Origin of the sequence: Plantactinospora sp. KLBMP9567 (assembly GCF_033446045.1) — a bacterium.
Taxonomy (GTDB): domain Bacteria; phylum Actinomycetota; class Actinomycetes; order Mycobacteriales; family Micromonosporaceae; genus Plantactinospora.
This window is the reverse complement of the sequence record NZ_JAWQRR010000038.1, coordinates 42,838-61,784: the sequence shown is the minus strand read 5'-3', so window position 1 is coordinate 61,784 and position 18,947 is coordinate 42,838. Positions and strand designations below refer to the sequence as shown.

General features: G+C 72.8%; 14 protein-coding genes, 1 pseudogene and 1 riboswitch. Of the genes and pseudogenes, 9 read left to right on the top strand and 6 right to left on the bottom strand.

Features of this window, described 5'->3' with window-relative positions:
* The first annotated feature begins 14 nt into the window (after nt 1-14).
* From R6Y94_RS27605 to R6Y94_RS27580, 6 genes are all read left to right on the top strand, one after another.
* The gene (locus tag R6Y94_RS27605) at nt 15-1,322 is read left to right on the top strand and encodes an ABC transporter ATP-binding protein (RefSeq protein WP_318398773.1); all 1,308 of its coding nucleotides are present in this window, start codon (nt 15-17) and stop codon (nt 1,320-1,322) included.
* Nucleotides 1,323-1,388: 66 nt separating this feature from the next.
* A complete protein-coding gene (locus tag R6Y94_RS27600; protein ID WP_318398772.1) occupies nt 1,389-2,489 on the top strand; it encodes a hypothetical protein in 1,101 nt (366 codons plus the stop codon).
* Between the two features lie 50 nt (nt 2,490-2,539).
* Entirely contained in the window at nt 2,540-3,004 is a 465-nt protein-coding gene (locus tag R6Y94_RS27595; protein ID WP_318398771.1) for a DUF4442 domain-containing protein, read from the top strand.
* Nucleotides 3,005-3,200: 196 nt separating this feature from the next.
* On the top strand, nt 3,201-4,736 hold the full coding sequence (locus tag R6Y94_RS27590; protein WP_318398770.1) for a multicopper oxidase family protein: 1,536 nt from the start codon (nt 3,201-3,203) through the stop codon (nt 4,734-4,736).
* A 143-nt stretch (nt 4,737-4,879) separates the two neighbouring features.
* Nucleotides 4,880-5,707: a beta-phosphoglucomutase family hydrolase gene (locus tag R6Y94_RS27585; RefSeq protein WP_318398769.1), complete on the top strand. Its 828-nt coding sequence runs from the start codon at nt 4,880-4,882 to the stop codon at nt 5,705-5,707.
* 16 nt (nt 5,708-5,723) lie between these two features.
* Nucleotides 5,724-8,099 carry a glycoside hydrolase family 65 protein gene (locus R6Y94_RS27580; protein ID WP_318398768.1) on the top strand — a complete coding sequence of 792 codons (2,376 nt, stop codon included), beginning with the start codon at nt 5,724-5,726 and terminating at the stop codon, nt 8,097-8,099.
* An 80-nt stretch (nt 8,100-8,179) separates the two neighbouring features.
* Here the strand turns inward: R6Y94_RS27580 and R6Y94_RS27575 are convergent, their stop codons facing one another.
* Together R6Y94_RS27575 and R6Y94_RS27570 are read right to left on the bottom strand one after the other, a co-directional pair.
* A complete protein-coding gene (locus R6Y94_RS27575; protein WP_318398767.1) occupies nt 8,180-9,208 on the bottom strand; it encodes a hypothetical protein in 1,029 nt (342 codons plus the stop codon).
* Between the two features lie 2 nt (nt 9,209-9,210).
* A riboswitch (cyclic di-AMP (ydaO/yuaA leader) is annotated at nt 9,211-9,343 on the bottom strand.
* Between the two features lie 138 nt (nt 9,344-9,481).
* Entirely contained in the window at nt 9,482-9,685 is a 204-nt protein-coding gene (locus R6Y94_RS27570) for a hypothetical protein (RefSeq protein WP_318398766.1), read from the bottom strand.
* A gap of 213 nt (nt 9,686-9,898) precedes the next feature.
* Between R6Y94_RS27570 and R6Y94_RS27565 the strand changes: the two genes are divergently transcribed.
* The gene (locus tag R6Y94_RS27565) at nt 9,899-10,552 is read left to right on the top strand and encodes a hydrolase (protein WP_318398765.1); all 654 of its coding nucleotides are present in this window, start codon (nt 9,899-9,901) and stop codon (nt 10,550-10,552) included.
* A gap of 40 nt (nt 10,553-10,592) precedes the next feature.
* A pseudogene (locus R6Y94_RS27560) lies at nt 10,593-11,342 on the top strand (TIGR04222 domain-containing membrane protein); the annotation flags it as partial.
* Between the two features lie 11 nt (nt 11,343-11,353).
* On the opposite strand, the gene R6Y94_RS27555 reads toward R6Y94_RS27560, so the two are convergent.
* From R6Y94_RS27555 to R6Y94_RS27540, 4 genes are all read right to left on the bottom strand, one after another.
* Entirely contained in the window at nt 11,354-12,145 is a 792-nt protein-coding gene (locus R6Y94_RS27555) for an FAD:protein FMN transferase (protein ID WP_318398892.1), read from the bottom strand.
* Between the two features lie 41 nt (nt 12,146-12,186).
* Nucleotides 12,187-12,693, bottom strand: coding sequence for an FMN-binding protein (locus R6Y94_RS27550; protein ID WP_318398764.1), 507 nt, complete (start codon nt 12,691-12,693; stop codon nt 12,187-12,189).
* 35 nt (nt 12,694-12,728) lie between these two features.
* The gene (locus R6Y94_RS27545; RefSeq protein ID WP_318398763.1) at nt 12,729-14,372 is read right to left on the bottom strand and encodes a ferredoxin reductase family protein; all 1,644 of its coding nucleotides are present in this window, start codon (nt 14,370-14,372) and stop codon (nt 12,729-12,731) included.
* 295 nt (nt 14,373-14,667) lie between these two features.
* Nucleotides 14,668-15,417 carry a hypothetical protein gene (locus R6Y94_RS27540; protein WP_318398762.1) on the bottom strand — a complete coding sequence of 250 codons (750 nt, stop codon included), beginning with the start codon at nt 15,415-15,417 and terminating at the stop codon, nt 14,668-14,670.
* A gap of 392 nt (nt 15,418-15,809) precedes the next feature.
* On the opposite strand from R6Y94_RS27540, the gene R6Y94_RS27535 reads away from it, so the two are divergent.
* Nucleotides 15,810-18,929 (top strand): AfsR/SARP family transcriptional regulator, encoded by a 3,120-nt coding sequence (locus R6Y94_RS27535; protein WP_318398761.1) that lies wholly within the window; start codon nt 15,810-15,812, stop codon nt 18,927-18,929.
* Nucleotides 18,930-18,947 lie beyond the last annotated feature (18 nt).

Sequence of the window (18,947 nt, the reverse complement as noted above, 5' to 3'; positions counted from 1 at the left end):
GCGGGGAGGTGACGGTGACTACCGTCGCGCTCAAAGACGTCACGAAGGTATTCCCGGACGGGACAGTGGCGGTCGACAACGTCAGTCTCGACGTCAACGACGGCGAGTTCATGGTGTTGCTCGGGCCTTCAGGCTGCGGAAAGTCCACCGTGCTCAGGATGGTTGCCGGTTTGGAGGACCCGAGCACCGGCGCCGTGTTGCTCGACGGCGAGCTGGCGAACGACCTGCCGCCGCGGGAACGCGGAATTGCCATGGTCTTCCAGGATTTCGCGCTGTATCCGCATATGTCGGTAGGAGCGAACATTGCCTTCCCGCTCCGGCTCTCCGGCGTGGAGGAAGGACCGCGCGGTGAGCGGGTGGCCGACGTGGCGAGTGCGCTCGGCATCGCCGACGTACTCGGCCGCAAGCCCAGCCAACTCTCCGGCGGGCAGCGGCAGCGGGTGGCGATGGGCCGGGCCATCGTCCGGCGTCCCGGGCTGTTCCTGATGGACGAGCCGCTCTCCAACCTGGACAGCGGCCTGCGGGCCGAGCTGCGGGCCGAGATCTCCGGACTGGTTCGCGAACTCGGGGTGAGCACCATCTACGTCACCCACGACCAGGCCGAGGCGCTGACCATGGCCGACCGGGTGGCGATCATGCGCAAGGGGGTCCTCCAGGACGTCGGGACCCCGACCCAGGTCTACGGCCGGCCGGCCACCCTCTACGTCGCCGCGTTCCTGGGCAGCCCCCGGATGAACCTGCTGGAGGCGACCGTCTACGTGCACCTCGACCGGTACGTCACGCTCAACCTCGGCGAGCAGGCGCTCTATCTGCCCTGGGACGACATCCGGGCCCGGGCGGTGGCGCACTACCACGGCGAGCGGATCGTGGTCGGGATGCGGGCCGAGGCGCTGACCCCGGTGGCTCCGGATTCTCCCGGCGACGTGTTGCAGGGGCGGATCCGATACCTGGAGCACCACGGGCACGAGTCGCTGGCGTTTCTCGACATCGGGGCGACCGCGATCGTCGTCGACGACCTGGGCGGCCCGGTGACCGACGAGCGTCCGGCCGGAGGGGGCCGGGGGCTCCGGCGGCTCGGCCAGGTGATGCAGCGGCTGACCGGGCGCGCCGTCGGGTCGGGTCAGCCGGCCCCGGAGGCCCGGGGCACCCGGGACAGCGTGCTGGACCCGGGTCGGCACCACCGCCGCCCCGCCGAGCTGGCGGTACGGCTGGCGCCGTACCCGGCGGTCACCTCGGGTCACCCGATGGCCGTCTCGGTACGCATGGACGCGGTGCACTTCTTCGACGAGCGCGGCGACCGGATCGACGTGGGGTGGCGCTGACCACTCCCCGTCCCTTAGCGTCTGTCGATTCCTCCATCCGTGGTGGTCCCGTTAGGAGAGCCGCTCGTGTCACAGGAACGACCCAACCTGCTCGTGATCGAGCGGATCCTCCGTGACCGGCACAGCGTCTGGCAGCAGATCGTCGAAGAGCGCGACCTGGGCGCGCTCACCGGCCAGATGCTGGCCAGTTCGGCGATCGCGCTGGCCTGCTACGGCGCCGTGCTCGGTGCCTTCCACAGCGTGCTGATGGCGCTGACCTCGGCGGTGAAGCTGCCGCTGCTGTTCCTGGTCACGCTGGCCATCTGCCTGCCGACGCTGTACCTGTTCAACCTGGTCTTCGGGGCCCGGCTGTCGGTGCGGCAGGCCATCTCGATGGTGATGGTGGCGATCACGGTCATCTCGATGCTGGCGGTGGCGTTCGCGCCGATCAGCCTCTTCTTCCTGATCACCGCACCGGACTACGCCTTCTTCAAGCTGCTCAACGTGGCGATCCTGACCCTGTCTGCCCTGGTCGGGCTGCGCTTCCTGACCGGTGGCATGCAGGTGCTCAACGCACACGGCCTGCTCACCCCTACTGCCGCCGCGACCGCGGTCGGCCAGCCGGCCGCCGCCATGAGCGCCGGCCAGCCGGCGGTGGCCGTTCCCGCCCAGGGCAGCGTCTGGGCGGCGCCCCAGCAGGTGACGGTCGCGGTCGGCGCCGTGAACGGCGAGACGCCGGCCCCGGCGACCACGGCCAACGGGGACGGGCCGGCCACGCCCGCCCAGCCGGCCCCGGCCACGCCCGCCCAGCCGGCCCCGGCCACGCCCGCCCAGCCGGCCCCGGCCACGCCCGCCCAGCCGGCGGTCGCCACGACGGCTCCGGTGCAGATGGTGCCCGCTCCGGCCCAGCCGGTCCCGGGACAGTTTCCGGCGCAGTACGGCTACCGCGCGGCGAACCCGTATCCGATCGGCGGGCCGGGTGCGCCGCAGCCCCCGTCCGGCGGCCCTCGCCCGGCGAGCATGACCCTGCTCTACATCTGGATCCTGCTCTTCGGGTTCGTCGGCACCCAGTTGGCGTGGACGCTGCGGCCGTTCTTCGGCGACCCGGAGCAGCCGTTCGCGTTCTTCCGCAGCATCGACGGCAACTTCTACGCGGAGATCCTGCGTAGCCTGGGCAGCCTCTTCTGAGGCCGCCCGGGGCCTTGCCGGCACAAGTTACCAACGAGTAGCGTACGGCCATGTCTCCCGACGTACGGCAGATCGCCGCCGGCCTGCTCGAGGCCGTACCGTTCGCCCGGACTCTCGGCTTCGAGCTGGTCGAGGTGACGCCGGACGGGGATGGCGGGATCCGTGCCGTCGTCCGGCTGCCCGACTCGCCGCCGACGCACAACCACGTCGGCGGCCCGCACGCCGGTGCGCTGTTCACGCTCGGCGAGACCGCCTCCGGTGCGGTGGTGCTCGCCGCCTTCGGCCAGCTCTTCGAGCGGGCGGTGCCGCTGGCCACCCAGGCGGAGATCCGCTACCGGCGGCTGGCGATGGGCGCGGTCCGGGCGACCGCGCGGCTGGGCCGCCCGGTCGCCGAGGTGGTGGCCGAGTTCGAGGTCGGCACCCGGCCGGAGTTTCCGGTGTCGGTCGTGGTAAGCACCGAGGACGGCGTGCCGACCACCGAGATGACCGTGCACTGGACGCTCAAGCCGCGCTGACCGCGCGCCTCCCGTCGAGGCAGGTTGACCTGGTCCCGACAGCCGATCTGTCGCTCCGTCCGGCCAGGTCCCGGCTCCCCGAGGGATCCGTCCGGGTCTCCCTGAACCGTCCCTGACTTCTGGTGCCCGGCATGGACGACGCCCCGATATGAAGGAAGGCTACATGTAGTCAACTGAGATATTGGGAGGTGTCGCAATGGCCGGCAGGGGATCGCGGCGGTGGCGCCGGGTACTGCTCGGAGTCTTCTCGGTCGTACTGCTGCTCTGCGGAATCGGCACGGCGGTCGGCACCTGGGTCTGGACCCGGGGCGTCGTCGACACCCGGGGAGAGGTGGACTTCGTCAACCGGCTCGCCGTACCGCCGCTGGCGCAGTCGCGGATCGACGGCCAGGGGCGCCGGGTCTTCGACCTGCGGGCCCAACCCGGCCAGCGCGACTTCGGCCAGGGCGGTCCGACCGCCACCTGGGGCTTCAACGGCGACTACCTCGGCCCGACCCTGCGAGCCAAGCGCGGCGAGCAGGTGGTGGTCAACGTGGTCAACGGGATCGGCCGGCCGACCAGCGTGCACTGGCACGGCATGCACCTGCCGGCGGTGATGGACGGCGGCCCGCACCAGATGGTCCGGCCCGGCGCGACCTGGTCGCCGCAGTGGAAGGTCGACCAGCCCGCCGCCACGCTCTGGTACCACCCGCACCCGCACGGCGAGACCGCCGAGCAGGTCTACCGGGGACTGTCCGGGATGTTCATCCTGGACGACGAGCCGTCGGCCGCGCTGGGGCTGCCCCGCCGGTACGGCGTCGACGACATCCCGGTGATCGTGCAGGACCGCAGGTTCACCTCCGACGGGCGGCTCGACGAGGGGAACTCCAGCCTCGGCGGGATCGGCATCCTCGGCGACACCCTGCTGGTCAACGGGACGGTCGGGCCGTACCTGGACGTCAGCACCGAACGCGTCCGGCTGCGGCTGCTCAACGGCTCCAACGCCCGGACGTACGACTTCGGGTTCGCCGACAACCGCGCCTTCGACCTGATCGGCACCGACGGCGGCCTGCTGGAACGCCCCCACCGGACCGGCCGGATCCGGCTCTCGCCCGGCGAGCGGGCCGAGGTGGCGGTGTCGATGCGGCCGGCGGAGCGGGTGGTGCTGCGCAGCTACCCGCCGAACCACGGCGTCGAGTTCTTCGGCGGCCGCTTCACCGGTGGTGACGACACCTTCGACGTACTCGAACTGCGGGCCGCCGGCAGCCTCGCGGCGACACCTGAGGTGCCGGACCGGCTGGTACCGGTCGAGCGGCTCGACCCGGCCTCGGCCGCGCAGACCCGCCGGTTCCGGTTGAACGGACGCGAGATCAACGGTCGGGACATGGACCTGGACCGGATCGACTTCGCGGTCACCCGGGGCAGCACCGAGATCTGGGACATCGAGAAGCAGGACGCCACGCCGCACAGCTTCCACGTGCACGACGTGCAGTTCCAGGTGCTCTCGGTGGACGGTCGGGAACCACCGCCGGAGCTGGCCGGCTGGAAGGACACCGTGCTGGTCAGCACCGTCGACTCGCTACGGATCATCGCCCGGTTCGCCGACTACGCCGACCCGGACATGCCGTACATGTTCCACTGCCACCTGCTCTATCACGAGGACCAGGGCATGATGGGGCAGTTCGTGGTGGTCGAGCCGGGCCAGCGACCGGGGCGACCACCGGGTGGGCACGGGCACGCCCAGCACCGCTGAGCGATCGGGCTCCCCCGGATGGCGCGAGTCGCCGGGCGGAGCCCTTCGGCCCGGCATCCTCGCCGGGCGGAGCCCCTCGGCGCATCGGCGTGGCCGAACCGGAAACCGTGCCGCGCGATGCCTTCCCGGTTAGGTTGTTAGGCGTGTTGGGCCTACCCGCGCACGTGACCGCCTGTCTCTTCGACCTCGACGGGGTGCTGACCCAGACCGCCCGGGTGCACAACGCGGCCTGGGCGGAGACCTTCGACGAGTTCCTCCGGCGGTGGTCCGAGGCCACCGGCGAGCCGTTCCGGCCGTACGACCCCGGCGACGACTACAACCGGTACGTCGACGGCCGTCCCCGGGCCGACGGGGTACGGACGTTCCTCGCCTCCCGGCAGATCACCCTGCCGGAGGGCGAGCCGGGCGACCCACCGACCGTCGACACTGTCAACGGGGTCGGCAACCGCAAGAATGTCGTCCTGCTCCAGCGGATCCACGAGGACGGTGTGCTGGCGTACCAGGGATCCGTGGACTACCTGCACGCCGCGCGGGCCGCCGGGCTGCGCCGCGCCGTCGTCTCGGCCAGTGCCAACGCCGGGGACGTGGTCGCGGCGGCCGGCCTCGAACCGCTGATCGAGGCCCGGGTGGACGGCGTCGTCGCCCGGCAGCACGGGCTGCGCGGCAAGCCCCATCCGGACACCTTCCTGGCCGGCGCCGAACTGCTCGGGGTCCGCCCCGACGAGGCTGCGGTCTTCGAGGACGCGCTGGCCGGGGTGGCGGCGGGCCGGGCCGGCAACTTCGGCCTGGTGGTCGGGGTCGACCGGGTCGGCCAGGCCGACGCGTTACGCGAACACGGCGCCGACATCGTGGTGCGCGACCTCTCCGAACTACTTCCCGGCGGACAGACCCGGCCGGGACGGGCCGATCCGACGGACGCCGGCCTCGGCGGTGCCGGAACGGCGGACGCCGGGCCAGAGGTGGTCCGGTGACTGCGAGGAGGCGCCGATGATCCGGGAACGGGCCTATCCCGTCGAGCCGTGGCACGTCCGGGAGACCCGGCTCGACCTGGACGTGCTGGCCCAGTCCGAGTCGGTGTTCGCGCTCTCGAACGGGCACATCGGGCTGCGCGGCAACCTGGACGAGGGCGAGCCGCACGGCCTGCCGGGGACGTACCTGAACTCCTTCTACGAGCTGCGGCCGCTGCCGTACGCGGAGGCGGGCTACGGCTTCCCCGAGTCCGGCCAGACGATCGTCAACGTCACCAACGGCAAGCCGATCCGGCTGCTCGTCGACGACGAGCCCTTCGACGTCCGGTACGGCGAACTGCTCAGCCACGAGCGGGTGCTCGACCTGCGCGGCGGCACCCTGCAACGGTCGGTCGAGTGGCGCTCCCCGGCCGGGCGTACGGTGCGGATCTGCTCGACCCGGCTGGTCTCGTTCACCCAGCGCTCGGTGGCGGCGATCGAATACCGGGTGGAGCCGGTCGACGGCCCGATGCGGCTGATCATCCAGTCCGAACTGGTCGCCAACGAGCAGTTGCCGGCGCAGAGCCGGGATCCCCGGGTGGCGGCGGTGCTGGAGTCGCCGCTGCAGTCCGAGGAGCAGTTGGTGCACGGCGACGGGGCGCTGCTGATCCACCGCACCAAGGCGAGCGGGCTGCGGGTGGCCGTCTCGATGAGCCACGAGGTGCACGGACCGGAACGCAAGCTGGTCGGCACCGAGGCGTACGAGGACTGGGCCCGGACCACCGTCACCTCGGTGATCAAGCCGGGTGAGCAGCTCCGGCTGGTCAAGTTCGTCGCGTACGGCTGGTCGAGCCGCCGGTCCCGCCCGGCACTGCGCGACCAGGTGGCGGCGGCGCTGGCCGGCGCGAAGTTCTCCGGCTGGGACGGGCTCTGCACCGAGCAGCGCGGCTATCTCGACACCTTCTGGGACGACTCCGACGTGCGGGTCGAGGGCGACCCGGAGGTACAGCAGGCGGTCCGGTTCGGACTCTTCCACGTGCTCCAGGCCGGCGCCCGGGCCGAACTGCGGCCGATCGCCGCCAAGGGGCTGACCGGGCCGGGCTACGACGGGCACGCGTTCTGGGACACCGAGACCTTCGTGCTGCCGGTGCTGACCTACACCCTGCCGTCGGCGGTCGCCTCCGCGCTGCGCTGGCGGCACTCCACCCTGCACCTGGCCCAGGAGCGGGCCCGGACGCTGGGGCTGCATGGCGCCGCGTTCCCGTGGCGGACCATCCGGGGCCAGGAGACCTCGGCGTACTGGCCGGCCGGCACCGCCGGGTTCCACATCGCGGCCGACATCGCGGACGCGGTACGCCGGTACGTGCAGGCGACCGACGACGAGCAGTTCGAGCGCGAGATCGGGCTGGAACTGCTGGTGGAGACCGCCCGGCTCTGGCGCTCGCTCGGGCACCACGACCGGGACGGCCGGTTCCACCTGGACGGGGTGACCGGGCCGGACGAGTACACGGCGGTGAAGAACGACAACGTCTACACCAACCTGATGGCCCAGCGGAACCTGCTGGCCGCCGCCGACGCTGCCGCCCGGCACGGCGAGGAGGCCTGGAAGCTGGGCGTCGACGACGAGGAGACGGCGGCCTGGCGGGACGCCGCGCACGACATGCACATCCCGTACGACCCGGAGCTGGGCGTGCATCCGCAGGTGGAGGGCTTCACCCGCCACCAGGAGTGGGACTTCGCGAACACGCCGCCGGAGCAGTACCCGCTGCTGCTCAACTATCCCTACTTCGACCTGTACCGGAAGCAGGTGATCAAGCAGGCCGACCTGGTGCTGGCGATGCACTGGCGCGGCGACGCGTTCAGCGACGAGGAGAAGGCGGCCAACTTCGCCTACTACGAGCGGCGTACGGTCCGCGACTCGTCGCTGTCGGCCTGCACCCAGGCGGTGCTGGCCGCCGAGACCGGGCACCTCGAACTCGCGCACGACTATCTGGGCGAGGCGGCCCTGATGGACCTGCACGACCTCAACCAGAACACCCGGGACGGCGTGCACGTCGCCTCGCTGGCCGGGGCCTGGATCGCCCTGGTGGCCGGGTTCGGGGGGATGCGCGACCACACCGCGACGCTCTCCTTCACACCCCGGCTGCCGAGCCGGATCGACCGGTTGGAGTTCTCGCTCCGCTATCGGGGCGTGCATCTGCGGGTCGACGTCCGGCCGCGCGAGGCGACGTACGCGCTGCGTGACGGCGAGCCGGACGACGCACTGGAGCTGCTGCACCATGGCGAGAAGGTCCGGATCACCTGCCTGGAGTCGGTGACCCGGCCGATCCCGCCGGCCCGCCCGGTGGGCCCGCAACCGGCCCAGCCGGCCGGTCGGGCCCCCGCCCGTCGTGCCCCCGAAGGCGAGCCGACCTGACCACCGGCCGGCAAGCCGGAGATCTTGACGACTTCTTGCCGCCCCCACCGCAAGAAGTCGTCAAGATCTGATCGGCACCCCTAGACCAGCGACAGGTGTACGTGGTTGGTGTGGTCGCTGGACGGGTCGCCGTGCGCACCGCTGTACGACTTCCAACCGGTCGTCGGCAACCAGATCTGCCGGTACCAGATCACGTACAGCACACCGATCCGGTCGGCGTTGCGGACGAAGAACGCGGCGAGGTTGTTGCCGTAGGTCCGGTTGGCGCCCGTGGCGGCACCCCGGAAGCCGCCCGCCTCGGCGGAGAAGTCGCAGGCCCGGCCCTTCGGGTGCTCGTAGGGGCCGCCGGAGCGGTAGCACCCGGTGAACCGGGTGAAGCCGGCCCGGCGCGCCTCGTTGAAGGCGTGCAGGGTGCGCGGGGTGACGCAGCCCGTGGTGGTCGGGTCGGGCCGGCTGCACGACTGCGGCGGCCAGGAGCCGTCGGCAGCACGTGGCGCGGACCGGGCCACCGGTGAGCGGGCATTGACGAAGCCTCCGGTGGAGGCGCCGCCGACCTGGGCCAGCGCCCGCTCGGCGGCCTGCTTCTGCCGCAGCATGATGGCGAGCTGCCGGCGCTCCTCGACCACCTCGGCGTCCAGTGCCTGTTTCGCCCGGGTGGCCCGCTCCCGGGCCTGACCCAGCGCACGCAGCGCGTCGTTGTCCCGCAGGGCCACCACCTCCAGGCCGCGGGCGCGCTCCAGGAGTTCCTCCGCCGAGCCGCTGTGCAGCAGCACCAGCACCGGGCCGATCCGGCCGGTCTGGTACGCCGTCCGGGCCACCTGCTCCACCCGGGGGCGCAGCTCGGCGATCCGTCCCTCCACCCGGCCTAGCTCGGCGGCGATCTTCGCCTGCCGAGCCTGGGTGTTGGCCAGCGCGTTCTTGGCCTGTAGGTAACCTCGGCCGGTCGATTCGAGCACGTCGCGCAGGAGCGGCGTGTCGCCTTCGTCGCCGAGAACGGCGGGGCTGTTCGCCTCCGCAACGCCGGGCCGGAGTGCTGCTCCGGCGAGCGCGCCGAACGTGGCGAGCAGGGCCAGGGCCAGCGGTAACCGCCGACGTGTGGATCCCGTCATGCATGTCCCTCCGTCGCCCGCCTACCGAGTTAGCTGACGGGTTCGGGACGGAACAAGTCCCTACCGCGGTTGCGGACTCACCCCACCTACCTGGGTCCCCGGCTCACCTCGTTGGTGATTCGGCGGCGGTCACGCCGGCGCGGAGGGGTGCGCCACCGGGCGAAACCGGGGTCAGCCTACCGGACCAACCGGGCCGACCTCGGGAATTCCGGGATGATCCGCCGTGGAAAATTCACCCCGGCCACCGATCATGAGTCGCGCCGGTACGACCTCCTAGCGGTCGCGTGGATCCTCCGAGTACCGCTCACCGCTGGACGGCATGCCCACCGCGTCACGCGGCGGCGTGCGGCGCGGATCGTCGAGCGACCTCGCCTTGGCAGCCTCGTCTGCCCATTCGCTCCGGTCGGGATTCTGCTGCCCCGGCTCGTCGGTGCGGGCCGAGCCGGACTTCGCCTTGCCGGATTTCTGGCGGGCCATAGCGTCCCTCACGTTCGTCTGCCGGTCGGCACGTCGGCCGTCCCGGTGCCTGGTCGGACGTTCCGGCCTTCCCCGACTGCGTACCGGCAAACCCGGGCCCCGGGCGGCTGGCGGCGTGTGGTTGAGCCCGGCGCCGCCGGGTAAGACCGACAGGACGGCGGTCGGCGCCACACCCGCGACTCTCCGCCGGGAAGAGGCATGGGAGGCAGTCGAATGGACACCCGGACCACCGAGACCACGATTCCGGCCGGAGACGTACGACTGACCGGCGACCTGGTCGTCCCCGCCGACGCACGCGGGATCGTCCTGTTCGCACACGGCAGCGGCAGTTCCCGGCACAGCCCGCGCAACCGGATGGTGGCCGAGGCGCTGAACCGTCGCGCCCTGGCCACCGTGCTGGTCGACCTGCTGACCCGGGACGAGGAGGCGCTCGACGACCGGACCGGGGAGTTGCGTTTCGACATCGGCCTGCTCACCGGCCGGCTCATCGGCATCGTCGACTGGCTGGCGACCGGCGAACCGGCCGGGCGGCTCCCGATCGGACTCTTCGGGGCCAGCACCGGCGCCGCCGCCGCGCTCTCGGCCGCCGCGCAGCGCCCCGACCGGGTGTACGCGGTCGTCTCCCGCGGCGGTCGCCCGGACCTGGCCGGCGCCGACCTGCCCCGGGTACGCGCCGAGACGCTTCTGCTGGTCGGTGGGCTCGACGACGAGGTGCTGCGGCTCAACGACCAGGCGCTGGCCGACCTCGACGCCGGGGCGGAGCTGCGGGTGGTGCCCGGCGCCACCCACCTGTTCGAGGAGCCCGGCGCCCTGGACCAGGTGGCCCGGGAGGCGGCGGAGTGGTTCACCGGCCACCTGCCCGGCTGACCGCCCCGCCCGGCCGTGGCTCGACCGGACAGCCCGGGACGGACGTGCGCGGGTTCTCCATACTCTAAGGATGACGGCGTTGTCCCGCGACTTGAGCACGACGGACCTCGGCTATCTCACCGGTGGCGCCTGGGGTGCCGTCCAGACCGCACTGGTGATGCTGCACGGCCGGGGCGGTGTGACGGCCGCCCGACCCGGCGGACTCAGCCGGACCGGCAGCATGCCGGCGTACGCGGAACCGCTGGAACGTGCCCTGTTCGGTGCGCTGTACGGCTCGATGTCACCCCGTGAGGTGGCCAACCAGCGGCTTGTCCGGCAGGCCCTGGCCGAGCAGCGGGAGGGCCTGATCGGGCTGGGACTGCTCCGCCCGGCCTGGCGCCGGTTGCTGTTGCCGGCCATGCTGGTGCTCGTGCTGCCGATGGTGGTCGCCCGGCTGGTCGCGGTCGACCTGCTCGGCGTCGGAGCCGGCCTGCTGGTGGTGTTGGCGTTCGTCGGGACGGCCGGCTGGTTCCTGCCCCGCCGTACCCTCTCCGGCGGACGTACGCTGCGCGACGCCCGGCGCCGGCATCCCCTTCCGGTCGGCCCGGACGGCGTTCCGGCCGCGCACCCCGCCGGACTCGAACCGGGGCTGGCGATGGCGCTGTACGGCACCGCAGGGCTGCTGCCGGCGGTGCGCCGGTTCGTCCGGGACGGCGGACTGCTCGACGGCGGCACCTGGTCCCGTTTCCTCGGCAACTCCCCGCTGGACAGTTCCTCGATGCCGGCGGGCGGGGCCACCGGGCACGTCTGAGCCGCGGCCGGTCAGCCCAGCCGGGGTGCGGGCTGGCCGGGCAGCTCGGAGCGGGTCGTGGCGGGCCGCTGGGCCGGCTCGGTGGGCAGCACCGGGAACCCGTCGGTGCGGTAGCACAGCTCGTCGGAGGTGACGATGCCGACCTCGTGGTCCGGCAGGTCGGCCAGCCAGCGCAGCCCGGCCTGCCCCATCGCCACCCCGGCGGTCGCGTAGGCGTCGGTGCGGCCGAGGTCGGTGCCGACCACGGTGACCGAGGTCAGGTCGGTGGCCGGGGCACCCCGGTACGGGTCGATCACGTGGAAACCGCGCTCGTACGTGCCGGAGGTGGCGATCGCGAAGTCGTCGCCGCCGAGCACCCAGCAGATCTTGTCCTGCTGCCACGGGTGCCGGATGCCGATCCGCCACTGCTCGCCGGGTCGCGGCCCGCCCCGGGCTCGGATGTCCCCGCCCGCGTTGATCCAGTGTGAACGGCAGCCGGCCGCCAGCAGCCGGTCCGAGGCCACCTGCACCGACCAGCCCTTGACGTAGCCGGACGGGTCGAACCGGCCGGTCGCGTACGCGTCGAAGTAGCCGTCGGTCTCCCGCCACAGGTCGGCGCAGGCCTCGACCACCAGCCGCAGGTCAGCAGAACAGTCCTGGACAGACAGTTCGCCCCGGTCGAACCGGTTGACCTCGCTCTGCTCCTTGTAGGTGCTGAACCGCTCGTCCACCTCGCGGAACCAGTCGAACGTCTGCTCGGCCAGCGCCGCCAGGCGCTGGGGCGGCAGCGGGTCGGTGAGCTGCACACTGATCGGCGTACCCATGATCTGCTCGACCCGGCGCAGCCCCGCGGTACCCATCGGACTCAGGCCTTCGCCTTGTCGAGCGCGGACTGGAGCGACGCCTTGTACGCCGCGCTGGTGAGGCTCGCCCCGGAGACCGTGTTCACCTTGCTGGCGCTGGTGGCGGCGAGCGTCTGCTGGCGCAGCTTCGGGATCGCGTTCTCGTTGATCCCGGCGCTGGTCGGGTCCTCGTCGGGATAGGTCGCGTCGGCGTCGGTGACCTTGCCGCCGGCGACCGTGATGGTCACCTTGATGGCGCCGTAGTCGTAGTTGGCGGTCGCACCGACGAAGGTACCGTCCTTCAGCCCGCCCGCCGGGGCCTTGGCCGGGGGCTTCCTGGCCGGCGGCGCGGTGGTCTTCTTCCCGGCCGGAGCCTTGCCGGACGGCGTCGGGCTCGCGGCCGCGTCGCCGGTCTCCTCCTCCAGCGCCACCTGGGTGCCGGGGTCGTCGGTCGAGGTGCCGAGCTTGGCACCGATCAGCAGGCTGGCGCCGATGGCGGTACCGAGGACGGCGAAGGCGGCGCGACGCACGGGATGTACCTCCGTAGGGGGTGGTGTGCGGGGGATCAGAATTCGAACGGGTCGAGGTGGATCTGCCGGCGCGGCACCCGGAGCTTGCGCATCGTCCGCATCGAGACGTCGACCAGCCCGGGCGGCCCGCAGAGGTAGACGTCCCGGCGCCGTACGTCCGGCACCAGCTCGCGCATGCCCTTGGCGGTGAACAGGTGTCGGGGTGCCGGGTCCTCGCGGGAACCGATGACGTACCAGACCTGGGCGTTGCGGGACCGGGCCAGGAAGTCCAGCTCGTCGCGGAAGAGCAGCTCCTCCTCGCTGCGGGAGCGGTAGATCACCACCGTCTGCTCGGGCAGGTCCTCCAGCAGCGCCCGGATCGGCGCGATGCCGCTGCCACCGGCGATCAGCAGGGCCCGGGGCCGGATCGCCCGGTCGGCGGTGAAGACCCCGGACGGTCCCTCGGCGAAGATCCGGGTACCCGGCTCCAGGTATTGCAGTGACTCGGTGTGGTCACCGACCACCTTGACGGTCAGCCGCAGCCACTGCTCGTTCGGCGCGGCCGAGAGCGAGAACGGGTGCGCCTGCCACCAGCAGCCCTTGGTGAGGAACCGCCACCGGAAGTACTGCCCGGCCCGGGCGTCCAGCTCGTCGAGGCGGTTGCCGGAAATGTAGATCGACACCATCTCGAACGCCTCCGGCACCACGTCCTCGACCCGCAGCCGGTGCCGCAGGTTGAACGCGATCGGGGAGATGATCCGTCCCCAGAGGACACAGGCGACGACGAAGACGTAGAGCCCGGCCCAGAAGTACTGCCCGAAGCCGGGCTTGGACAGCTCCTGGCCGGTGGCGAACTGGTGGCCGTAGCTGAACAGCAGCACCAGGTAGGTGCTCAGGTGCAGGTAGTACCAGAGTTCGTAGTTCATCATCCGGCGGATCGCCCGGATGGCGAGCAGCGCGATGCCGACCAGGATGCCGGTGGCCACCGTCGCGCTGATCATGTCCTCGTACGTGCTCAGCAGTGTCCAGGTGCCCTCGACGATCGGGGTGTTGGTGAGCTTGCTGTAGCCGACCGCGATCAGTCCGGCGTGCGCCAGGATGGCGAGCAGCAGGAAGGCGCCCAGCTCCCGGTGCCAGATCAGCAGCGAGTGCGCGCCGATCCAGCGTTCCAGCCAGCGCACCCGGCTCATCAGCAGCACCTGGGCGAGCAGCAGGAACCCGCCGACCATGCCGGTGAGCCGGCCACCGGCGATCAGGATGTCGGCGGTGGTCCGGATCGACCCGGCCGGGGTGTTCAGCCACCACAGCTCGACGCTGGTGGCCAGCGCCGACCAGAAGACGATGTGGAAGAAAAGCCGGCCACTGCGGTCGTAGGGCTCGACCTCGGCGGTCTCCCGGTGCCGGGCCGCCTCCGCCGCTCCGCTGATCGGGTTGGGCCGGTGCGCGGGTGCCTCCTCGGCGTACGACCAGGGCTCGCGGCCACGCGCCGGAGCCGGCTCGCGGCCACGTGACGGGTTCGACCAGCCACCCTCCGCACGCGTCGGCTCGGCCGGGGCGTAGCGCTCGAACTCGTCGTACGGTTCGCGCTCCCGCCCCCGGGGTGGCCGGTCGTAGGGGTCCTCGGACGGCACCCGGGGTAGCAGGCCGGTCACCCATTCGGTGAGCGGCTCGGCCGTTTCGACATCCCGACGACGAGTCACGAAGAATATGTACCGGTTGGCGGTGTCGGAAACCAGTCCGGACGGCCCGCTTAGTTCAGTCTTAAGAATCGCTTGGTTGGGGGCTAAGGAAGCGACCGTGGGGGGGGGCGGGGCGGCGCCCCCCCCCCCCCCCCCCCCCCCCCCCCGGGGGCGGGCCCCCCCCCCCCCCCCCCCCCACCCCCCGTTGGTCGACTTTCGTCGATCCACCGCCCCGGGCGGCCGACCGCAGCCGCTCACCCCTGCCGGCCCGCCCCCTCACGGGCCGCGAGGGGGCGGCTCACGCGTGGCGTCGCCGTCAGCGGGCCGGACCGACGCACAGGATGAAGTCCTGGAGCGTGCCGATCGTGCCGTCCTGGTAGAGGTACTGCGTGTAGTCGGTGGACTCGCAGGCGGACTCGCTGATGGTGCCGTCCTTGCGCAGCAGCACCTTGAGCGCGCCCCTGGCGCCGCAACTCGCCTCCTCGACCTCGTCGGTCGCCTCGTCGATGGTGAGGCAGTCGCCCTTCTTGAACTGGTCGAGGTTGCCCTCGATCGACTCCTCCTCAGGAGTCGGCGAGGCCTTGCCCCTCGGCGGCGTCGTCTTCGTGCTCGGCTTCGGGCTCGGGGTCTCGTCGCTGGCGGCGACGTTCGACGGGTCGGCCCCGTCGTCGCCGGCCCAGAGGTACGCCGCGGTACTGCCGCCGCAGCAGAGCAGCACGACGCCGAGGACGATGCCGACGACCAGCGGCGCCTTGCTCTTCTTCGGCGGGACCGGCGTACCGAACTGCGGAGCCGGTCCGGCCGGCGAGGAGGGTGCCGACGGGTCCGCGCCCGACGACGGGTACCCGGACGCCTGCGGGTACGACTCCGGCGCCTGCGGGTACGGGCCGGACGACGCGGGCGGCGGGTAGGAACCCGAGGAGGGCGGTGGGTAGGAACCCGAGGAGGGCGGTGGGTAGCCGGAACCGCCGCCCGCCGGACCGCCGTACCCGCCGGGCTGGCCGGAGTATCGCGGGTCGTGGGACGGCTCACCAGGACCGTAGCCCGGTGGTGGATATGTGGACATGGTTGCCTCTCGAAGAAGACTGCGTGGTCGCGGCCGGCCGAGGCCGGTGGCCGGGCACCGAAGGCGCTCCGTAGGACCAGCGGCGGGGACGGCCCGACCGTCACGGGCCGAACCGGCGCCGGGTGGGCACGGGACACATCGGATGGTCGGGTGCCCGGCGCTCGATCCGGTGTCAGGGACATTTCCCCGCACCCGAGTCCCCCCGAACGCCGACCCCCGTGACCGGCCCGCCCCCCGCGGGCCTCTAGCAGCTTGGGGATGCTCGCCACACAACTGCCACACGATTGCCACACGCCACGCGGGCACCGCCCCGGTACACCGCCACATCCTGGGCAGACACCGTAGTACGGTTTCATGTCCGTGATTTGCCTGCGGTTCTCAGGAGACGGCGAGTGAAGTTCGGGGTGCTCGGGCCGCTGCGAGTCTGCACGGACTCCGGCGCCGAGGTGGTGCTGCGTAGCCGGCACCAGCGCACCGTGCTGGGCGCGCTGCTGGTCGGCGCCGGCCAACTCGTCACCGTCGACCGGCTGGTGGAGACGCTCTGGGGTGACCGCCCACCGGCCTCGTACGCCTCCAACCTGCAAACCTACGTCTCGCGCCTGCGGGAGCGGCTGCCCGGCCTGAGCATCGAGCACCGCAGCGACGGCTACCTGCTGCGGGTGGAGACCGACGACGTCGACGTACTGGTGTTCCGGCGGGAGGTCGCCACCGGCCGGGCGGCACTGGCCGCGGGCGATCCGGTGCTGGCGGCCGACCGGTTCCGGCGCGGGCTGCGGCAGTGGCGGGGGCGCCCCCTGGCCGACCTGACGGTGCCGACGCTGGAGCCCGAACTCGCACAGTGGGAACTCGAACGGGTCGGCGCGCAGGAGGACTGCGTCGACGCCGACCTCGGCGCCGACGGCGACCTCGCCACCGTCCTCGCCGAACTGCACCGGCTGGTGACCGAGCATCCGATGCGGGAGCGGCCGTACGGCCAGTTGATGGTGGCGCTCTACCGCGCTGGGCGCCGGGCTGACGCGCTGGCCGCGTACCAGCGGGCCCGGGAGACCTTCGTCACCGAGCTGGGCGTCGAGCCCGGTCCCGAACTGCGCCGGCTGCACCAGGCGATCCTGCGCGGCGAGGAGCCGTCGGTGGGCCGGTTCGGCAACCGGCCGGAGGTTGCGCCCCGGTCGCCGTTCCCGGTCTGCCAGCTTCCGCCGGCCCTGCCGGGATTCGTCGGCCGGGCCGGCAGCATCGACCGGATCGAGCGGATGCTGGACTCGGCGGCCGGCGGGGTGCCGGTGGTGGCGGTCTCCGGCCAGCCGGGCGTGGGCAAGAGCGCGCTGGCGGTGACGGTGGCACATCGGATCCGCGACCGGTTTCCGGACGGGCAGCTCTTCGTACACCTGGCCGGTGCCTCGGCCGCACCCCGCGATCCGGCCGCGGTCCTGGCCGACCTGCTCCGGGTGCTGGGCGTGCCCGGCTCGGCGTTGCCGCAGAACCTCTCCGCGCTGGCCGCCGCCTACCGGGCCCGGCTCGCGGACCGGCGGGTGCTGGTCGTGCTCGACGACGCCGCCACCGCCGCCCAGGTCCGGCCGCTGCTTCCGGGTACCCCCGGCAGCGCCGTGCTGACCACCAGCCGGCGCCGGCTCAGCGGGCTGATCGACGCCCGGCATCTGCCGGTCGGTCCGCTCACCGACGACGAGGCCCGGGCGCTGCTGGCCGACGTGGTGGGCCCGGAGCGGGTGGCGGAGGAGCCCGGCCAGGCGGCCCGGATCGCCGCCGCCTGCGGCAACCTGCCGCTGGCGGTCAGGATCGCGGGTACCCGGCTCGCCACCCGGTCGTGGCCACTGGCGATCCTCGCCGACCGGCTCGACGACGAGCGGCAGCGCCTCGACGAACTGGCCGCCGGAGATCTCCAGGTCCGGGCCAGCCTGGCGCTGAGCGTGCAGGCGCTCTCCCCGCCGACCCGGGAGGCGTTCGGCCTGCTCGGCTCGCTCGGCCCGGTCAGCTTCGCGGCGTGGGCGGTGGCCGAGCTGCTGGACAGCGCCGACGCCGACCGGGTACTCGACGAGCTGGTCGAGGCGAGCCTGCTGGAGGTGACCCGGCCGGCCGACGGCGGCGAACCGCGCTACCGCCTGCACGACCTGCTCCGGGTCTACGCCGAGGAACTCGCGGCCGCCACCAGCCGTCCACTTCCGACAGCGGGGAGCGCCGGCGGGGTGGGCGCCCCGACGAGTTCCCCCGCCGCCCCGGCTGGGCAGCCGGGGCGGCGGGCGGAGGCGCAGCGCCGGCTGGTGGCGGCCGCCGCCGCGCTCGCCGGCAGCGCCGCTCGCCGGCTGCCCCGGACCCTGACCTGGGCCCGCCTGGCGGAACCGGCCGATCGGGTACGCCCGCCGCGCGCCACCGAGCGGATCGCCGCCGATCCGCTGGGCTGGTTCAGCGCCGAACTCGACTTCCTCACCGGCCTGCTCGGACTCGCCATGGAGTGCGGCGCCGAGCGGGCCGCGATCGACCTCGCCGAGCGGCTCGCCCCGTTCTGCTGGGTGCACGGGCACTGGACGGAACTCCAGGCGGTGCAACGGCTGGCCGGGCAGGCCGCCGAGCGGATCGGCGACGACCGGACGATCGCCCGCACCGACTTCGTCATCGGCCTGCTCCAACTGGCCCGGGGTGACCTGGCGGGCGCGGCCGAGCGGCTGCGCGACGGTCGGGACCGGTACGAGCGGCTCGCCGACCGGCACGGCCTGGCCTGCCTGCTCAGCGACGAGGCGGTGCTCTACGACTACCAGAACCGCGCCGAGGACGCCGCGTCGACCGCCGAGCGGGCGGTGGCGCTGTTCCGGGCCGAGGAGGACCCGCTGGGAGCCCTGCTGGCCGCGCCGGTGCTCTCCGCCGCGTACCGGGGGCTGGGGCGGCTGGACGAGGCGCTGGCGGTGGACGAGGCGGCGGTGGCCGAGGCCGACGAGCTGGGTGCCGCCGAGATCGTCACCGCCCGGTGCCTGAACGCGCTCGCGGTGACCCGGTTGCTCCGCGACGAGCCGGCGCTGGCGTACGCCGCCGCCCAGCGGGCCGTGGCGCTGCTGCGTACGGTCAACGACCGGTACGTGCTGCTGGCCGCCCTGCGGCACCTCGCCTCGGCGGCGGTCTGCCTCGGCCGCCGGGACGAGGCGGTGCACCGGCTCCAGCAGAGCCACGACCTGGCGGTGCAGTTGGGTGACCGGCCCTGGGCCACTGGCCTGGCCCGGGACCTGGCGGTGAGCTGGATCGGCGAGGGGCGGGCCGGCGCGGCGGTCGGGGTACTGCGCCGCTGCGCCCGGACGTTCGAGGAGATGAGCATGCCCTCGGCCCAGGCGGCCACGCTGAACATGCTGGCCCGGGCGTACGACGAGACCGGCGACCGGGACGCGGCCCGGGACGCGCGGTTCTGGGCCGGCATCCTCAGCGATCCCCGGGACACCCGCACTCCGGCGCTGGCCGGCATCGTACTGCGGTTGGCCGACGCGCCCGGGCTGGTGACCAGCGGCCCCTGACCCGCCGCCCAGGTCGGT

Excerpts from the sequence above, each read along its gene's own strand:
- R6Y94_RS27595 (WP_318398771.1), top strand. The coding sequence starts at position 2,540 with ATGTCTCCCGACGTACGGCAGATCGCCGCCGGCCTGCTCGAGGCCGTA.
- R6Y94_RS27590 (WP_318398770.1), top strand. The coding sequence starts at position 3,201 with ATGGCCGGCAGGGGATCGCGGCGGTGGCGCCGGGTACTGCTCGGAGTC.
- R6Y94_RS27580 (WP_318398768.1), top strand. The coding sequence starts at position 5,724 with ATGATCCGGGAACGGGCCTATCCCGTCGAGCCGTGGCACGTCCGGGAG.
- R6Y94_RS27575 (WP_318398767.1), bottom strand. The coding sequence starts at position 9,208 with ATGACGGGATCCACACGTCGGCGGTTACCGCTGGCCCTGGCCCTGCTC.
- R6Y94_RS27570 (WP_318398766.1), bottom strand. The coding sequence starts at position 9,685 with ATGGCCCGCCAGAAATCCGGCAAGGCGAAGTCCGGCTCGGCCCGCACC.
- R6Y94_RS27565 (WP_318398765.1), top strand. The coding sequence starts at position 9,899 with ATGGACACCCGGACCACCGAGACCACGATTCCGGCCGGAGACGTACGA.
- R6Y94_RS27555 (WP_318398892.1), bottom strand. The coding sequence starts at position 12,145 with ATGGGTACGCCGATCAGTGTGCAGCTCACCGACCCGCTGCCGCCCCAG.
- R6Y94_RS27540 (WP_318398762.1), bottom strand. The coding sequence starts at position 15,417 with ATGTCCACATATCCACCACCGGGCTACGGTCCTGGTGAGCCGTCCCAC.